A 16,589-nucleotide genomic window follows, 5' to 3' on the forward strand; every position below is an offset into this window, starting at 1 on the left:
GCTCCCCTCTCCCACAAGTGGGAGAGGGGAGCAAACCCTCAGTCCGGCAACGTGGCCGCCCCCATCCGCCGCGCGATGATCCCCGCCTTGGCGCGGAAATTCACCCGAACGTTGGCGCAGTACTCCCTCTTGTCGAAGCACTTCGGCGCCGGCAGCGCCGCGGCCAGCCGCGCGGACTGGCCGATGCTGAGCTTGTCGGCACTGGTGCGGAAGTAGTGCTGCGCCGCGGCCTGCGCGCCGAACACGCCCTCGCCCCACTCCACCGAATTCAAGTAGATCTCGTAGATGCGCTGCTTGTCGAGCCAGAACTCCAGCATCCACGTGATCGCCAGCTCCTGCCCCTTGCGCAGGTAATGCTGCTCGGATGACAGGAACAGGTTCTTGGCCAGTTGCTGCGTGATGGTCGATGCGCCGCGCACGATGCGGCCGCGCTTCTTGTTGCGCTCCCAGGCATCGAGCATGGCATCGAGCTCGTAGCCGGGATGATTGACGAAGCCGGAATCCTCGCTGGCGATCACCGCGCGCTTGAGGTTGCGCGAGATGCGCTCATACGGCACCCACTCGCGCTCCAGCCCGCAGCTCCACAGGTTCAAGCCGCACAGCCGCCAGCGCTCGGCCCGCATGAAGGTCGTGCTCGACGGGTTGACATACTGCCAGCTGGCAATCTGCACGAAGAAATACAACTGCATGGCCAGCACCCCCGCGACCATGCAGCCCAGCAGGTAGCCGAGCCAGCGCAGCGGATTCAGTACCGAGCCGGCGGAAGCAGCGCCGCGGGCAGCGCTGGCCGTGCGGTTGCGGGTGGCCACGGCTGGCGACGCCCCGCTCAGCCCTTGCGTTCGGCCTGCAGCGCCTCGCGCAGCTCGGCCAGCACGGGAGCGGTGCGGGGGCGCACGCCGCGCCAGATATAGAAGGCCTCGGCGGCCTGCTCGACCAGCATGCCCAGGCCGTCGCTGGTGCGCGCGCCGCAGCGCGCGGCAAACTGCAGGAACACGGTCGGCTCGGCGCCGTACATCATGTCGTAGGCCAGCACGCCTTCGCCCAGCAGGAACTCGGGCAGTGGCGGCACCTCGCCGTGCAGGCTGCTCGACGAGGCATTGATCACGATATCGCAGGCCTCGTCCTCGGACAGGCCTTCCAGCGCATCGAGACCGCCGCCCCAAAGTTCCACGCCGAACTGGTCGGCCGCTTCGACGAACTCTTCCAGCATGTCGCTGGCGCGCGACGCGGTGCGGTTGGCCACCACGATGCGCGACGGACGCGCTTCGATCAGCGGCAGCATCGCGCCCATGGCCGCGCCGCCCGCGCCCAGCAGCAGCACGCGCTTGCCTTCGACCAGCGTATCGAGGTTGTCCTGGATATCGCGCACCAGGCCCACACCGTCGGTGTTGTCACCGTGGATCAGGCCGTCCTCGATCCACAGCGTGTTGACCGCGCCGGCGGCCTCGGCGCGCTCGGTCAGGCGGTCGGCCAGGTCATAAGCCTCCAGCTTGAACGGCACCGTCACATTGCAGCCGTAACCGCCGTCGGCAAAGAACTTGCGCACGGTACCGGCAAACCCGTCCAGCGGCGCCTCCAGCCGGTCGTACTGCACCGCTTCGCCGGTCTGGCGCGCGAAGGCAGCGTGGATCGCCGGCGAGCGGCTGTGCGCGATGGGATGGCCGATCACCACATACTGGTCCGGCGTGTTCTGGGTGCTATCTGGCGTAGGGTCTGGAGTTGTCATCAGCGTGCCTGCAGCCGGGTTTCCAGCCCGCTGCGCGAAAACTTGAAGGTGGAAATGACTTCCAGGATGTCCTGGCGGGCCGCCATTTCCGCGGTGAAGGCGCCGAACGGCGCGGCCGCGCGCACGATCGCCACGGCCTGGCGGTCCAGCGCGGGATCGCCCGAGCTCTTGACCACGTCGATGGCGTCGATGTTGTAGCCGTCGCGGTTATAGCCGAGCTTGCCGAGCCGGTTGACGTTGATCACCAGGATCAGTTGGCCGTACAGCGGCTTGCCGTTGCGTTGCGGGAAATCGGTGGTGCCGCGCGCCTCGATCTTGCGGCGCAGCCGGTCGTAGTACTGCGCGTAGTCGACCGCCTGCGCGCTGGTGGCGGTCAGCTGGAAACGCTTGGGCCGCTTGGCGTAATGGTCCAGGTTGCGGCCAATCTCGGCCTCGAGCTTGGCCATCTCGTCGGCCGAGGTGCGCTCGTCCTGGCCGCGCTGGGGATTGTCCTGGCGCTTCTCGCCGGGCTTCAGCGGCTGGCTGCGCACCGCAGGCGCGGGCTCGCGCGCCTGCGTCAGCAAGCGCTGTTGCTCCAGTTCGAGCTGCTCGACGCGGCGCTGCACCTGGCGCACGAGGTCGCCCTCCTGCGTCACGGTCTGCGCGGGCAGCGGCGTGGTGGCGCGCTGCAGGTCATGATCGCCGCCGCCGTCCAGGTTGGCTTGCGCCAGCGCGGTCGGGTTGCGCGGCTTCTGTGCCGATTTCGCGTTGACCAGCACCACGTCAAGCGGCGAATCCGTGCGCTTGATCTCGAACACCTCGGGCGCTGCTATCCGCACCATCAGCAGCAGCGCATGCACGACCACGGAAATGGCCAGCGCCTTGGCCAGCGTACTGCTGTTGTGCCACCTGGCGTGCCACCAGTGGCGGGGAGCGGCGAGTGCGGCGTTCACGATGGCGGGAATTTGGCTCGGAAGGTGCGAGGCGACAGGTGGATGGGCATTCCCCTCCAGCCGGGAATGCCGCTAGGCATTGTAAGTGAGCCCCGCCGATTTCCGAAGGCTTCAGCCAGCGGCGGTGCCGCCGGTGTCGCGCTCAGCCGACGGCTGCGCCGGCGCGTCTCCGCCAGCGTCTGCCGCGGCCTCGTGCGCGACCCCGGCGGCCTGCTCGGCGGCGTCTTCGGCGGCAGCTTCGGCAGCGGCTTCAGCCGACATTTCAGCGGCTTCCTCGTCGCTTTCCAGCTCTTCCTCAGGCAATACGCCCTCGCCGGCAAAGATCTCCAGCACGCGGCAGGAGACTTCCAGCGTGATCTCGTCGGTCTCGCCGATCTCCAGCAGCACCTGGGTGCCGCGCTGCGCCTGGACTAGCTCGGGCACGCGCGTGACCAGCGGGATCTCGGTGAAGCGCACCGCGCCTTCCTTGAGCACTGCGGCGACCATGCGCTCGCGGTTCTCCTGCTTGAGCCAGCGCAGGCACCAGTAGCGCTCCATGGTCGACTGGTGGTCGGCATAGGCGGCATAAGTGCCTTCGAAGTCAGCCACGGCGGCCAGCAGGTCGGCATCCTTGGGCTTGAACGGCGCCACCAGCTTGGCGGTCACGCCATGCTGCGCCACCGCCAGGATCTGCCACTGGTTGACCAGGTCGACGTAGCGGCGCAGCGGCGAGGTGCTCCACGCGTACTGCGCCACGCCCAGCCCTTCGTGCGGTGCCGGATAGGTCTGCATGCGGGTGCGATGCATGCCCCACGCCTTCTGCGTGCGATAGATGCCAGGCACGCCGTTGTCCGCCAGCAGCTTGCCCCACGTGCTGTTGGCCAGGATCATCAGCTCGGCCACAATCTTGTCCAGTGGCGACCCACGCTTGCGCTGCTCGATGCGCACGCGCTGGCTGCCGTCGGGCTGGTCGTCGAGGTAGAAGTTGAAGTCGGCGCGGTTGTGCGTCTCGGGTCGCAGGCCACTGGCCAGGCGCGCCTTCTGGCGCTCGTCGTACAGGTAGCCGGCGAAGTGCCACAGCTGGGTCAGCGCCTCGCGGAACGGATAGTCGCCGGTGCCCTCGGCCAGCGAGGCCTCGGTGATGACATCGTCCAGCAAGTTGTGGCGCAGGTTGGCGGCAATCGGCACCATCTCGGCGCGGGTTTCGCTGCCGGTGATCAGCCACACCGTCGGGTCCACCGTCACGTACAGCGACAGTGCCGGGCAAACCCGGCCTTCCTGCAGCGTGTAGCGCTCTACCATCGGGTCAGGCAGCATGGTGATCTTGTCGCCCGGGAAGTACACCGTGGACAAGCGCTGGCGCGCGATTGCGTCGAGCGGCTCGCCACGGCGGATACCCAGCGCGGGCGCGGCAATATGGATGCCGATGCGCAGCTTGCCGTCGGGCAGCTTCGTCACCGACAGCGCATCGTCGATCTCGGTGGTGGTGACGTCGTCGATCGAGAACGCCTCGACCTCGGCCAGCGGCAGGTCGGCGGACGGCTCGGGCACGTCGGAATCGGGAAAGCCGGTGCCCTTGGGGAAGCACTCGGCGAGGAACTTGGCCTCGTGCAGCGCGCGCGCGCTGGCGACGCCGCCGGCGGCCACCATCAGCCGCATCGGCGTCATGCCGAGCGCGGTACAGGCCGCGTCCATGGCCTTGTATTCCAGGCTGTTCTTGTCCGGCTTGAACAGCAGCTGCAGCACCTTGTTGCGGAACGATTCCGGCAGCGTCAGCGCCTTGAGCTGGTCTTCATATTCGGCCTGCACCAGCGCCTGCTGGCGCTTTCGCTCGAGCGCGGCCAGCGCGGCCTTGAGCTGGTCTTCGGGCGCGCGCTGGTAGCGGCCACGCCCCTTGCGGCGGAAGTACACCGGGTTGCCGTGCAGCGCCATTGCAAGCGCCGCCTGCTGCACCGCGCCGGGCTCGGCACCGTAGTACTCGGCGGCCAGCTCGGCAAAGCCGAACTCGGCCTCCGGCGCGCATTCCCACAGGAAATCCAGGTCGATCTCGGCCACCATGTCGCCGGTCTGGCGGACCAGCTCGATCGCCGACGGCTGCGCAAACTGCAGCAACACGTCGCGCGACTTGACCTTGGTGCGCTTGCCGGCCGGCAGCTCCACCTGGTAAGCCTCGCCCTGCTGGTTCAGCACGGTGCCGGCGCGGATCTCGCCGCCTTCTTCGAACAGCAACTGCATCGATCGGTACTTTCAGAAATGCGCGGAACCGCGTCGGGGCGCCACGAAGTGGGCGCAGCGGCGGATCCTGTGGGAGAAATGGTGCGAACGGCATCGGCCGGCGGCGCGCTGCACGCGGCGCCGCGCCATGGCCACGAGGCCAGGCCGCAGACCCGGAATGATACCGCACCGCCGCTGCGGAGCCCGGCGCGCGCCCCCGGGGCGGTGCACGCCGACGGACGCCGGGAACGGTCAGAGCGACATGCCGCCGCTGGCCTCGATCGCCACGCCGTTGACGTAGCTGGCGTCGTCGCTGGCCAGAAAGGCGTAGATGCTGGCGATCTCGGCCGGCTCGGCCAGCCGGCGCAGCCCGTTATCTCTTGATATCGGTAGTGTGTGAAGTGATGGGGCCGCGGTCTGTGGTGCGCCGGAACATCGGTAACGCAATCGCCTTGGTCCCCGGGGCTGGCCGTGCCAGCAGGTCCGGCAAGAAGACCTCTGTCACGAGCATGACGCCGTCGCCGCGCCGGAATACGGAGCGCCGCGCAGGCAGCATGGGCAGCGGCGCTATCGCCGGCAGCACACGCTGCAGCGCCTGGCGCAATGGATGGTGCGGCAGCAGCCGCGCGAACTGGAACGGGTCGCGCGTCACTGCCGGGTCGATGAACAGCCGGCCGCCCAGCGGGCGCGCGCCCAGCCCGCGCAGGAACGGCCAGTCGCGCCGCGCATGGCGCAGGCGCACCACGGTGTGGGCAAAGACGGCGGGAGTATCGTCGCAGATGAGCAGCACTTCGCGCGTCAGCGCCGGGACGCGGTCGTGCTGGCCCAGCACCTGCCATTCATCGGCCAGCGGCCGCAACGGGCGCTGCAGCAGCTGCGCCACGCGGAAGCGCTCCGACGCGGCCACCAGCCGCGCGGTCAGCGAACCGTTGTCGCCGGTCACCCAGCGCCGCAGGTTAGGCGTGATCGCCGCATCGAAAGCCAGGTGCGAACTCCAGCCGCAGCGGCGCGCAGACTGCGCGCTCATGCCGCGCCCGCGCCGGCCGGCACCTTGGGCACCTTGCCGCCCGGGCCATAGCCGCAGAAGGCGAGCACTTCGTCGACGTAGTCGGCAAATTCACTGATGCCGTGGTCGCTGCCCTCGATCACGCGAATGTTCGCGCCGGGGCAGGCGGCCACCATTTCCCGGTAGTCCAGCACCTCGTCGCCGGTGGCGGCGAGCAGGTAATAGCGTTCAGGGTGGCTGATGGCATCCACGCGCAGGTCGAGCAACTCCTGCAGGTGGCGGCGCTCGACCGTGACCGAGCCACCGCCGTGCCAGAGCGGCTGCTCGCCGAGGTACTGCTCCAGGTCGGTCCACGGACGGATCGCCGGGTTCAGCAGCACGGTCTTGCAGCCGTGGCGCTCGCCGAGCCAGCGGGCATAGAAGCCGCCCAGCGACGAGCCCATGATGGCGACTTCCTGGTCGCCGCCAGCCTGGGCGGCGCGGATGGCGGCCTCGGCCTGGGCGATCGCCAGCGCCGGCGAGACATTGAGTTCCGGGCAGGCGTAGTAGCGGCCCACGCCCCACTCGCGCATGCGCTCCTGCACCAGCCGCGCCTTGAACGACTGCGGCGAGGAGCGGAATCCGTGCAGGTACAGCAGCATCGCGGTCCCCTGCGGCTCAGGCCGCCGCGGCCAGCGCAGCCAGCAGCTTCTGGTGCACGCCGCCGAAGCCGCCGTTGCTCATCACCAGCACGTGGTCGCCCGGCTGCGCCGCGGCGCGCACGGCCTGCACCAGCGTGCCCAGGTCCTGGAACGCGCCAGCCTTGTCGCCCAGCGGCGCCAGCGACGCGGCCAGGTCCCAGCCGAGCGCGTCCTTGCCGGCCGGGGCGCCATAGCCAAACACCAGGTCGGCCTGCTCCAGGCTGGCCGGCAACTGGGCTTTCATCACGCCCAGCTTCATGGTGTTCGAGCGCGGCTCCAGCACCGCCAGGATGCGGGCATTGCCGACACGGCGGCGCAGCCCTTCCAGCGTGGTCTGGATCGCGGTCGGATGATGGGCGAAGTCGTCATAGACGGTCACGCCGCCGACCTCGCCGCGTACTTCCATGCGACGCTTGACGTTGGCGAAGCGCGACAGCGAGGCTATCGCCTGCTCCGCCGGCACGCCCACGTGGCGCGCCGCGGCGATTGCCGCCAGCGCGTTCATGCGGTTATGCGTGCCCTGCAAGTCCCACACCACGGTGCCGACCACGGCGCCGCCGAACCAGACATCGAAGGCATCCTTGCCCGACTGTGCGGCGTGGGCGGCATCGCTCTCGCGCCAGTCGCCCACGCCGAACTGTTCGACCTCGCTCCAGCAGCCGCGCTCGAGCACGCGTGCCAGGCTTTCCTCGACGCCGTTGACGACCAGCCGGCCCTGACCCGGCACGGTACGCACCAGGTGATGGAACTGCGCCTCGATCGCCGTCAGATCCGGAAAGATGTCGGCATGATCGTATTCCAGGTTGTTCAGGATCGCGGTTCGCGGGCGGTAATGCACGAACTTGCTGCGCTTGTCGAAGAACGCGGTGTCGTACTCGTCGGCCTCGATCACGAAGAAGTCGGATTCGGTCACACGCGCCGAGATGCCGAAGTTCTGCGGCACGCCGCCCACCAGGAAGCCCGGGTTGTAGCCGGCATCCTCCAGGATCCAGGCCAGCATCGACGTGGTGGTGGTCTTGCCGTGCGTGCCGGCCACCGCCAGCACCCATTTGCGCGCCAGCACGTGCTCGCCCAGCCATTGCGGGCCCGACACGTAAGGCAGGTTGCGATCGAGGATGGCTTCCATCAGCGGATTGCCGCGCGAAACCACGTTGCCGATCACGAACAGGTCAGGCTCCAGCGCCAGCTGGGCGGGGTCGAAGCCTTCGATCAGTTCGATGCCCTGCGCTTCCAGCTGGGTGCTCATCGGCGGATAGACATTGGCATCGCAGCCGGTGACGCGATGGCCGGCCTGCTTGGCCAGCACCGCCAGGCCGCCCATGAAGGTGCCGCAGATGCCAAGGATATGAATATGCATGGGTTCCCGGAAAACATGAAGCCCGCAGGCTTTGGGGACTCGGCACCCGGCGCTCGCGCGGCGGCAGCGTGGCCGCATGGTGGTGGCAGGCCGGGCAGGAAGCCTTCGATTGTACCCGAGCGCCAGCGGCCTTCGCTGCACCGCGGCACCGGCAGCCGCGTCCGTGCGGCGCCCGGCGTGCGCTCCGGTATCATGGGGCAATGAGCCGACGTACCCCGCCCGACCCCACTCGCCTGCGCGAGGAAATCGCCCAGGCCGCCGCCCGCATGATCGCCGAGGACGGCGCCGACTACGCCACCGCCAAGCGCAAGGCCGCGCGCCAGGTGCTGGGCGAGCAGCGCGTGCCCGGCGAATGGCTGCCCGACAACGATCAGGTCGAGGCCGAAGTGCGCGCCTACCAGGCGCTGTTCCATGGCGACACCCAGCCGCGCGTCCTGGCCTTGCTGCGCCGCGTGGCCCTGCTGGCCATGGAGGACCTGGCGCCGTTCCGGCCCTACCTCGTGGGCGCTGTGCTGAACGGCACTGCCACCGAGCACTCGGACATTTATCTGCAGTGCTTCTGCGACAGCGCCAAGGACGCCACGCTGCACCTGCTGAACGCCGGGGTCGACTTCGAAACCAGCGAAAGTCGTCACTTCGGCGGCCGCGCCGATGTCGAAACGCTCAGCTTCCTGTGGAAGGGCCAGTGGCCCGAGCGCCGCGAGGCCCGCCAGCTGGCCGGCGAGGTGCGCGCGGAACTTGGGGCACCCGTCGGCATCCATATTGCACTGTATGATGCCGTCGACGAACGCGGCGCCGTGCGTGCCGACGCCTCCGGACGGCTTGCCCGCGCGGACCTGCAGGCCGTACGGATGCTGATCGGCGAAGATGCCGGCACCGGGCCGAGCTAAGGCGCGGCCCCACTTAAGCTACCAATATTCACCCGCCCAGCTTGCCCCCAATGACTGATTCCGTCTCCTCGCCCATCCGCCGCTCCCGCCTTCGGCTGTGGATTGTGGTTGCCGTAGTGGCTTGCGCCGCGGGCGCGTTTGCCGGCCACTTCGTGTTCTCACCCAGAGCGGCCAGCGACCAGGCCGTGGAAGCATTCTTCCAGACGCGCCTGCCGGACCCTGCCGGCACTGAGCTGGACCTGGGCAAGCTGCGCGGGAAGACGCTGGTGGTGAACTTCTGGGCACCGTGGTGCGGCCCCTGCGTGGAAGAAATGCCCGAGCTGACCGCACTGCACGAGGAATACAAAAACCGGCAAGTCGAGTTTGTCGGCATTGGTATCGATTCAGCCAGCAATATCCAGCAGTTCACCAAGAAGGTTCCGGTCGCCTACCCGCTCGCGGTGGCAGGCTTCGCGGGCACGGAGCTGTCGCGCAATTTTGGCAACAGCGCCGGCGGCTTGCCCTATACAGTGGTCATCAACCCCGACGGCAGCGTCAAGTACCGTAAGATGGGCCGCGTCACCGCGGAAGAGTTGCGCGCGGTGCTGCCGCGCACCTGAGTAAGTTCTTTCGGTATCTCCGGTCAATTTCGGATTTCTCTCGCGATTTGTTCCGTTTCCGGGCTTAGTCGCTGAGAAAGTGCCGAAAGCGTCGCCGAATAGCTCCGAGCACCGCCAAGCCTTGTATCCCGTGCTAGACAAATCCCTCTAAGCTACGGTAATCTCCGCGCAATTTCGTTGATCTGGTCGAGCCGCCGTGACTGCAACCCGCTCCATCCGTCGCTCAGCCCGCTACCGCAAGGTGCTGGTCCTGCATGGGCCTAACCTGAACCTGCTGGGCACGCGCGAGCCGGAGACCTACGGGCACACTACCCTCGCCGATATCGACGCAGCGCTGGCCGATCATGCGTCTAAGGCCAGTATTTCCCTGGCTTCGTTCCAGTCCAACCATGAGGGGGCACTGGTCGACCGCATCCACGCCGCGCGCGCGGAAGGCGTCGATTTCATCATCATCAACCCAGCGGCTTATACGCATACCAGCGTGGCCCTGCGCGATGCGCTGGCCGGCGTGGCCATCCCGTTCGTGGAAGTCCACCTGTCCAACGTGCACCGCCGCGAGAGCTTCCGTCACCACTCCTATTTCTCCGACGTGGCTGTCGGGGTGATCTGTGGGCTGGGCTGGCAGGGATACCTGCTGGCACTTGACTATGCGCTCGCCCAGGAACAGCCGCCGCCAGGGAGCCCGGGGCGCTGACCCCTGCCAAAAAATTTTGACGAACCTGCGCGCGCCGCCCGGCGGTCCGCGCCCGTTGCGCGTGCTGCGGCACGGCGGGCGCGGCTCCGTGGTGGCCGCCATAACGATTTCTTCCGCCGCAGCCCAGCGGGCAGCGGCCGGACAACCTGATTCAGGAGGATAAGAAGATGGACCTGCGCAAGCTGAAGACGCTCATCGACCTGGTGGCCGAATCCGGCATCTCCGAGCTGGAAGTCACCGAAGGCGACGGCAAGGTACGCATCGTCAAGCAACCGCCGCAAATTGTCGCCGCGCCAATGGCGATGCCGCAGCTGCAGGCACTGCCGGTCGCGCCGGCCGCTGCCCCGGTCGGCACCGCCGCCCCGGCCGCCGAGCCGGTTGCGCAGTTGCCCGCCGGCCACATTGTCACCTCGCCGATGGTGGGCACGTTCTACCGCGCACCGTCGCCGGGCGCCGCCCCGTTTGTCAATGTCGGCGATTCGGTCAAGGAAGGCCAGACCGTCTGCATCATCGAAGCCATGAAGCTGCTCAACGAGATCGAGTGCGACAAGGCCGGCGTCATCAAGGAAATTCTGGTCGAGAACGGCCAGGCTGTGGAATACGGCCAGCCGCTGTTCGTCATCGGCTGAACCTGAAAGACATGCCGCGCCCAGCGCTGCCAATGGCCGCCCACGCGGCCGCAGGGACAGCTCCGGCGCGGCCCTCTACGGCGTTTCGTAACGCCTGGGACGTTGTGGGCATCGCGGCCCGTTCCGTGCAGTTCCATGCAGTTCCGCGCTTTAGTGCGGCCCGGCGGCCAGCCTGACCGCCGCGCGCCCGATGTGCCGTAGCGGCACGCAGCGGGACCGCTCCCGTTCTCGCAGAGAGAGACCATGTTTGAAAAAATTCTGATCGCGAACCGCGGCGAAATCGCACTTCGCATCCAGCGCGCCTGCCGCGAACTGGGCATCAAGACGGTGGTGGTGTACTCCGAGGCCGACAAAGAAGCCAAATACGTGCGCCTGGCCGACGAAGCCGTCTGCATCGGCCCGGCCCCGTCGCCGCAGTCGTATCTGAACATGCCGGCCATCATCTCGGCCGCCGAAGTGACCGATGCGCAGGCCATCCACCCGGGCTACGGCTTCCTGTCGGAGAACTCCGACTTCGCCGAGCGCGTGGAGAAATCCGGCTTCGTCTTCATCGGCCCGACCGCCGACAGCATCCGCCTGATGGGTGACAAGGTCTCGGCGAAGCAGGCCATGATCAAGGCCGGCGTGCCTTGCGTGCCCGGCTCTGACGGCGCCCTGCCCGACGATCCCAAGGAAATCCTGGCGACCGCGCGCCGCGTTGGCTACCCGGTGATCATCAAGGCCGCCGGCGGCGGCGGTGGCCGCGGCATGCGCGTGGTGCACACTGAAGCCGCGCTGATCAACGCCGTCAACATGACGCGTGAAGAAGCCGGCCGCGCCTTCGGCAATCCCGAGGTCTACATGGAGAAGTTCCTGGAGAATCCGCGCCACGTGGAGATCCAGATCCTGGCCGACCAGCACAAGCAGGCGATCTGGCTGGGCGAACGCGACTGCTCCATGCAGCGCCGCCACCAGAAGGTGATCGAGGAAGCCCCGGCGCCGCATATCCCGCGCCGCCTGATCGAGCGCATCGGCGACCGTTGCGCCGAGGCCTGCAAGAAGATGGGCTACCGCGGCGCCGGCACGTTTGAGTTCCTGTACGAGAACAACGAGTTCTACTTCATCGAGATGAACACGCGCGTACAGGTGGAGCACCCGGTCACCGAGATGATCACGGGCATCGACATCGTGCAGGAACAGATCCGCATTGCCTTCGGCGAAAAGCTACGCTTCCGCCAGAAGGACGTGCAGTTCCGCGGCCACGCGATCGAATGCCGCGTGAATGCCGAGGACCCGTTCAGGTTCACCCCGTCGCCGGGCCGCATCACCGCCTGGCACATGCCGGGTGGCCCCGGTGTACGCGTGGACTCGCACGCGTATGATGGCTACTTCGTGCCGCCCAACTACGATTCGATGATTGGCAAGATCATCACTTACGGCGCCACGCGCGAGCAGGCCATCGCCCGCATGCGCATCGCGCTGTCCGAAATGGTTGTGGACGGTATCCAGACCAATGTTCCGCTGCACCGAGAGCTGATGATGGACGCCAACTTCGTCGAAGGCGGCACCAGCATCCATTATCTTGAGCATCGCCTGGCGGAGCGCGCGAAGGCCTGAGTAACGTTACCCCAACGTTACCCGCAACACACACGCAGCAAGCAAGGAAGCCCGTGGCATTTCAGGAATGTGTGATCGAAGTGGCGCAGGACCAGGCCGAAGCCTGGTCTGAAGCACTGTTCGACCTCGGTGCGCTGTCGGTCTCGGTGGAAGACGCCGATGCCGATACGCCCGATGAGCAGCCGCTTTTCGGCGAGCCCGGGCTCGAACCCAAGCAACTCGCGTGGAACCGATCGCGCGTGGTGGCGCTGTTCGGCGACGATGCCGATCCCGCCGTGGTGGTGGCCGCTGCCGCCAACCAGCTTGGCATCGATCCGGTGCCGGCGTACGAACTGCGCGCGGTTGAAGACCAGGACTGGGTGCGCCTGACGCAATCGCAGTTCGAACCGATCCGCATCGGCGAGCGCATCTGGGTGGTGCCGTCGTGGCACGACGCGCCCGAGCCCGATGCGGTGGTGCTGGAGCTGGACCCCGGCCTGGCCTTCGGCACCGGCAGCCATCCGACCACGCGGCTGTGCATGCAGTGGCTGGAGCAACACGTGGTGCCGGGCGAGACCGTGCTCGACTATGGCTGCGGCTCCGGCATCCTGGCGATCGTCGCGCGCAAGCTCGGCGCGGGCGATACCGTCGGCATCGACATCGATCCCAATGCCGTGGAAGCGTCGCGCTACAACGCCGAGCGCAACCAGGTCGAGGCGTCATTCGCGCTGCCCGAGTCGGTGTCGGAAGCCACCTATGACCTGGTAGTCGCCAATATCCTGTCGAACCCGCTCAAGCTGATGGCCGCCATGCTCAGCGCCCGCGTGCGCCCCGGCGGCCGGCTGGTGCTGTCCGGCGTGCTGGAGCGCCAGGCGGAGGAAGTCGCAGCCGCCTATGCACCGTGGCTGCCACTGACCGTATGGCGCGCCGAGGAAGGCTGGGTGTGCCTGCACGGCACCCGTCCCTGATCAGTCCAGATGGCCGCCGTCAAGCTCGTCACGCGCTGCCCGGCCTGCCGCACCGCCTTCCGGCTGGTCGCCGACCAGTTGCGCCTGCGTCAGGGCCTGGTGCGTTGCGGCCACTGCGAAACGGTGTTCGATGCGCGCGAGCACCTGATCGAGATCCCCTTGCCGGCAGGCAGTGCCACGCCGCCGGCATCCGCCGTACCGGCGACAACCACACATCCCGCGGCCACACTCGCACCGGCAGCTGAAGCTTCGCATCCCGGCGAGTCCGCCCCGGCACCGCAGCCGGCACCTGCGCCGTTCACGCCCACCATCGATCCCGGCTATGACGTGCCGGCGCTGGACGCGCCTACCATGCTCATGACCTCGCCCGAGGATCTGGACGTCCCCGCACCGGCCGACGCGGACGTGCATGACGACGAGATCGAACGTGCGCTGCGCGAGGCCAACGAGGCCGTTGCCCAGCGCGACGCGCGCGATGCGGAGCGGCAAGCCGACGTCGAGCCCGTGTCGCAGCAGACGCCTGCGGCGGAGACCGCGCCGGAACCGGAAGCCGTGACGGAGCCACAGGCAGAACCACAGGCGGAACAACAGGCAGAACCTCAAGCTGAGCCTGAACCGGAGCTTGAAGCGGCGCCCGACGCAGACGCCACCGCCACGCACGCGGCACCACAGCCGGCCGCACCGGACGCTGCAGCGCCGGCTTGGCCCGCGCTGAACCACAACGCCCTCGATCATCCCGCGCTCGATGAGCCGGCACCGATCCACAAGACCGCGCAAACCGAAGCGGAAGCGGAAGCAAAAGCGGAAGCGCCCAAGCCAGGCGCCATGCCCGCACCCGCGGCCATCCCGAGTGCCAGCGAATTCCTGCGCGCGGCATCGGCGGACATCGGCCCGCCACCGGCGATCCATCCGTCGCAGGCAGACACGCCCGAGGCTGCGGCCGAACCGCCTGAGAGCGAGGCTGCCGAGCGCACCGACGCCAGCAATACGCGCTACGGCCGGGACGCCGAGCCCGCGCTCGACACCGGCGAACCCACGAGCACCACTGGCGAAGCCGTCGCACGCGAGCAGACTACCCGCCGCTGGACCCGCACCGAAGCCCCGACCGGTCCCGTCTTCGCCCCCGACTTCCTGCGCCACACCCGCGAACGCGAGCGCGAGCGCGCCCCCGCGCGCAGCCGCGCGCCGGCGCCGCGCACGCTCTGGTACGTCGCGGCAGCAGTGCTCGCTCTGGGCGCGACGGTGCAAGCGGTGTATCTCGCGCGCAGCCCGCTGGCCGGACAGTTTCCGATGCTGCGTCCGGCACTGGAAGCCGCATGCGCCCCGTTCGGCTGCGACGTGCCGCCGTGGCGCGACATCGACGCACTGCGCATCGAGAGTTCGCAGCTGCAGCGCCTGGACGAAGGCGGCGATGCCTACATGCTCGCCGTCACGCTGCGCAACCTGGGCCGCGCCACCACCGCGCTGCCCGCGATCGAGCTGGTCATGACCGACCTGCAGGACCAGCTGCTGCTGCGGCGTGTGCTGCAACCGGCGGATTATTTGGACCCATCGCAAAAGGCCTTCGCCACGGAGGGTCTTCGCGCCGGCATGGAGCTGCCTGTTCGGGTACGATTCCGGACGCAGCAGGCGCCATCCAACTACCGCGTGCTGATTTTTTACCCCTGAATTCCGCGGCCTGCCGCCAGACCGAATCCGAGTCCGGCGGCGGGCAGCGCCCCCCACCGGGGCATTGGCCGGCCAGGCGCCGGAAACTGAACCGGAAACCATCAGATATCAAGGAGTAGACATGAGCAACGTCACCCTCGGCGGCAACCCGATCGAAGTCGCAGGCAAGTTTCCGCAGGCCGGCGACAAGGCGCCCGCCTTCTCGCTGGTCGGCAAGGACCTGAAGGACGTCACGCTGGCCGACTTCGCCGGCAAGCGCAAGGTGCTGAACATTGTCCCGAGCCTGGACACGCCGGTGTGCCAGGCTTCGGCCCGCAAGTTCAACGAGGCCGCCAACGGCCTGGCCAACACCGTCGTGCTGACGATCTCGGCCGACCTGCCGTTCGCGATGGGCCGCTTCTGCACCACCGAAGGCCTGGCCAACGTGGTGACGCTGTCGACGATGCGCGGCGCCGAGTTCAAGGGCAACTACGGCGTGGACATCAAGAGCGGCCCGCTGGCCGGCGTGACCGCGCGCGCGGTGGTGGTGCTCGACGAGAACGACACCGTCAAGTACGCCCAGCTGGTCCCGGAAATCAAGACCGAGCCGGATTACGAAGCCGCGCTGGCCGCGCTGCAGTAACGCGCGCCACCTGACGACAGCGGCCGCCCGCGGAACCGGGGCGGCCGTTTTCGCTTTATCTGACCCATCCAACCAACAACCTACCACCTGGAGAGAGCATGGCCAGCCTGATCTGCGGCTCCGTCGCCTACGACACCATCATGACGTTCGACGGACGCTTCCGCGAACACATCCTGCCGGACCAGATCCATATGCTGAACGTCTCGTTCCTGGTGCCCGGCATGCGCCGCGAATTCGGCGGCTGCGCCGGCAACATCGCCTACACGCTGAAGATGCTCGGCGGCGACCCGGTGGTGATGGCCACCGTCGGCACCGATGCCGAGCCCTACCTGGAATACCTGCGCAAGCTGGAGATTCCCACGAGCCACATCCGCGTGCTGCCCGAGACCTTCACGGCGCAGGCCATGATCACCACCGACCTGGACAACAACCAGATCACTGCCTTCCACCCTGGCGCAATGAGCCAGTCGCAGCTGAACAACGTCAAGGATGCGCTCGGCGGCGGCAAAGCGCCGGCGCTCGGCATCGTGGCCCCGGACAGCCGCGAAGGCATGCTGCACCACGCGCGCCAGTTCGCCGAGGCGGGCGTTCCGTTCATCTTCGACCTGGGTCAGGCAATGCCGCTGTTCAACGGCGAAGACCTGCGGGAGTTCGTTGAACTCGCCAGTTACGTGACAGTCAATGACTACGAGGCGCAGGTCCTGCTGTCCCGCACCGCGTGGACCAGTGCCGAGGTTGCCGCCAAGGTCCGTGCCTTCATCGTCACGCACGGCGAGCGCGGCGCCAGCATCTATGCCGATGGTCAGCAGTACGCGATCCCGGCCGTGCAGGCCGAGCGCATCGTGGACCCGACCGGCTGTGGCGACGCCTTCCGCGGCGGCCTGCTCTACGGCATTGAAAACGGATTAGACTGGGAAACGACCGGCCGCCTGGCATCGCTGATGGGGTCGGTCAAGATCGCGCAGCAGGGTCCGCAGAACCACTGGTTGCCGCGCGAGGAAATCGGCAACCGGTTCCAGTCGGCATTCGGATACCGCTACGCCTGACCTG

The 16,589-nt window shown here is 67.8% G+C and carries 16 protein-coding genes and 1 pseudogene; 9 read left to right on the plus strand and 8 right to left on the minus strand.

Going from position 1 to position 16,589, the window contains the following annotated elements; genetic code table 11:
• Positions 1–38: 38 nt before the first annotated feature.
• The 8 genes and pseudogenes from mtgA to mpl form a co-directional block, all read right to left on the minus strand.
• A complete protein-coding gene (gene mtgA / locus ACIP1U_RS05920; protein ID WP_400312840.1) occupies positions 39–740 on the minus strand; it encodes a monofunctional biosynthetic peptidoglycan transglycosylase in 702 nt (233 codons plus the stop codon).
• Positions 741–826: 86 nt separating this feature from the next.
• The gene (gene aroE, locus ACIP1U_RS05925; protein WP_400312689.1) at positions 827–1,726 is read right to left on the minus strand and encodes a shikimate dehydrogenase; all 900 of its coding nucleotides are present in this window, start codon (positions 1,724–1,726) and stop codon (positions 827–829) included.
• The gene (locus ACIP1U_RS05930) at positions 1,726–2,658 is read right to left on the minus strand and encodes an energy transducer TonB (RefSeq protein WP_400312691.1); all 933 of its coding nucleotides are present in this window, start codon (positions 2,656–2,658) and stop codon (positions 1,726–1,728) included. The genes aroE and ACIP1U_RS05930 overlap by 1 nt, the downstream gene beginning before the upstream one ends.
• Positions 2,659–2,769: 111 nt before the next feature.
• Complete coding sequence (locus tag ACIP1U_RS05935) at positions 2,770–4,872, minus strand: ribonuclease catalytic domain-containing protein (protein WP_400312693.1); 2,103 nt, start codon at positions 4,870–4,872, stop codon at positions 2,770–2,772.
• Positions 4,873–5,103: 231 nt separating this feature from the next.
• Positions 5,104–5,310, minus strand: a pseudogene (locus tag ACIP1U_RS05940) (SDR family oxidoreductase); the annotation flags it as partial.
• Positions 5,225–5,878: a chorismate--pyruvate lyase family protein gene (locus tag ACIP1U_RS05945; RefSeq protein ID WP_400312694.1), complete on the minus strand. Its 654-nt coding sequence runs from the start codon at positions 5,876–5,878 to the stop codon at positions 5,225–5,227. The pseudogene ACIP1U_RS05940 and the gene ACIP1U_RS05945, both read right to left, overlap by 86 nt.
• Positions 5,875–6,498, minus strand: coding sequence for a YqiA/YcfP family alpha/beta fold hydrolase (locus ACIP1U_RS05950; RefSeq protein ID WP_400312695.1), 624 nt, complete (start codon positions 6,496–6,498; stop codon positions 5,875–5,877). Before ACIP1U_RS05950 ends, ACIP1U_RS05945 begins: the two co-directional genes overlap by 4 nt.
• A 16-nt stretch (positions 6,499–6,514) precedes the next feature.
• Positions 6,515–7,972 (minus strand): UDP-N-acetylmuramate:L-alanyl-gamma-D-glutamyl-meso-diaminopimelate ligase, encoded by a 1,458-nt coding sequence (gene mpl / locus ACIP1U_RS05955; protein WP_400312696.1) that lies wholly within the window; start codon positions 7,970–7,972, stop codon positions 6,515–6,517.
• 122 nt (positions 7,973–8,094) lie between these two features.
• Between mpl and ACIP1U_RS05960 the strand changes: the two genes are divergently transcribed.
• From ACIP1U_RS05960 to ACIP1U_RS06000, 9 genes are all read left to right on the plus strand, one after another.
• Positions 8,095–8,784: a UDP-N-acetylmuramate--alanine ligase gene (locus tag ACIP1U_RS05960; protein ID WP_400312698.1), complete on the plus strand. Its 690-nt coding sequence runs from the start codon at positions 8,095–8,097 to the stop codon at positions 8,782–8,784.
• Between the two features lie 50 nt (positions 8,785–8,834).
• A complete protein-coding gene (locus ACIP1U_RS05965) occupies positions 8,835–9,383 on the plus strand; it encodes a TlpA family protein disulfide reductase (protein ID WP_400312700.1) in 549 nt (182 codons plus the stop codon).
• A 196-nt stretch (positions 9,384–9,579) separates the two neighbouring features.
• Complete coding sequence (gene aroQ, locus ACIP1U_RS05970) at positions 9,580–10,077, plus strand: type II 3-dehydroquinate dehydratase (protein ID WP_400312702.1); 498 nt, start codon at positions 9,580–9,582, stop codon at positions 10,075–10,077.
• Positions 10,078–10,244: 167 nt separating this feature from the next.
• The gene (gene accB, locus ACIP1U_RS05975; RefSeq protein ID WP_400312704.1) at positions 10,245–10,706 is read left to right on the plus strand and encodes an acetyl-CoA carboxylase biotin carboxyl carrier protein; all 462 of its coding nucleotides are present in this window, start codon (positions 10,245–10,247) and stop codon (positions 10,704–10,706) included.
• Between the two features lie 243 nt (positions 10,707–10,949).
• A complete protein-coding gene (gene accC / locus ACIP1U_RS05980) occupies positions 10,950–12,302 on the plus strand; it encodes an acetyl-CoA carboxylase biotin carboxylase subunit (RefSeq protein ID WP_400312705.1) in 1,353 nt (450 codons plus the stop codon).
• A gap of 53 nt (positions 12,303–12,355) precedes the next feature.
• On the plus strand, positions 12,356–13,249 hold the full coding sequence (gene prmA, locus ACIP1U_RS05985; protein WP_342917629.1) for a 50S ribosomal protein L11 methyltransferase: 894 nt from the start codon (positions 12,356–12,358) through the stop codon (positions 13,247–13,249).
• Positions 13,250–13,258: 9 nt separating this feature from the next.
• Entirely contained in the window at positions 13,259–14,917 is a 1,659-nt protein-coding gene (locus tag ACIP1U_RS05990; RefSeq protein ID WP_400312707.1) for a DUF3426 domain-containing protein, read from the plus strand.
• 121 nt (positions 14,918–15,038) lie between these two features.
• Positions 15,039–15,539, plus strand: a complete 501-nt coding sequence (gene tpx / locus ACIP1U_RS05995) for a thiol peroxidase (protein ID WP_029047874.1) — start codon at positions 15,039–15,041, stop codon at positions 15,537–15,539.
• A gap of 98 nt (positions 15,540–15,637) precedes the next feature.
• The gene (locus ACIP1U_RS06000) at positions 15,638–16,585 is read left to right on the plus strand and encodes a carbohydrate kinase family protein (protein ID WP_400312709.1); all 948 of its coding nucleotides are present in this window, start codon (positions 15,638–15,640) and stop codon (positions 16,583–16,585) included.
• The last annotated feature ends 4 nt before the right edge of the window (positions 16,586–16,589 follow it).

Origin of the sequence: Cupriavidus sp. NPDC089707 (assembly GCF_044748965.1) — a bacterium.
GTDB lineage: Bacteria > Pseudomonadota > Gammaproteobacteria > Burkholderiales > Burkholderiaceae > Cupriavidus.

Coding starts and splice junctions, on each gene's coding strand:
- tpx (WP_029047874.1), top strand. CDS start 15,039: ATGAGCAACGTCACCCTCGGCGGCAACCCGATCGAAGTCGCAGGCAAG.
- ACIP1U_RS05990 (WP_400312707.1), top strand. CDS start 13,259: ATGGCCGCCGTCAAGCTCGTCACGCGCTGCCCGGCCTGCCGCACCGCC.
- ACIP1U_RS05945 (WP_400312694.1), bottom strand. CDS start 5,878: ATGAGCGCGCAGTCTGCGCGCCGCTGCGGCTGGAGTTCGCACCTGGCT.
- mpl (WP_400312696.1), bottom strand. CDS start 7,972: ATGCGGCCACGCTGCCGCCGCGCGAGCGCCGGGTGCCGAGTCCCCAAA.
- ACIP1U_RS06000 (WP_400312709.1), top strand. CDS start 15,638: ATGGCCAGCCTGATCTGCGGCTCCGTCGCCTACGACACCATCATGACG.
- accC (WP_400312705.1), top strand. CDS start 10,950: ATGTTTGAAAAAATTCTGATCGCGAACCGCGGCGAAATCGCACTTCGC.
- ACIP1U_RS05960 (WP_400312698.1), top strand. CDS start 8,095: ATGAGCCGACGTACCCCGCCCGACCCCACTCGCCTGCGCGAGGAAATC.
- ACIP1U_RS05950 (WP_400312695.1), bottom strand. CDS start 6,498: ATGCTGCTGTACCTGCACGGATTCCGCTCCTCGCCGCAGTCGTTCAAG.
- ACIP1U_RS05935 (WP_400312693.1), bottom strand. CDS start 4,872: ATGCAGTTGCTGTTCGAAGAAGGCGGCGAGATCCGCGCCGGCACCGTG.
- ACIP1U_RS05965 (WP_400312700.1), top strand. CDS start 8,835: ATGACTGATTCCGTCTCCTCGCCCATCCGCCGCTCCCGCCTTCGGCTG.
- aroE (WP_400312689.1), bottom strand. CDS start 1,726: ATGACAACTCCAGACCCTACGCCAGATAGCACCCAGAACACGCCGGAC.
- accB (WP_400312704.1), top strand. CDS start 10,245: ATGGACCTGCGCAAGCTGAAGACGCTCATCGACCTGGTGGCCGAATCC.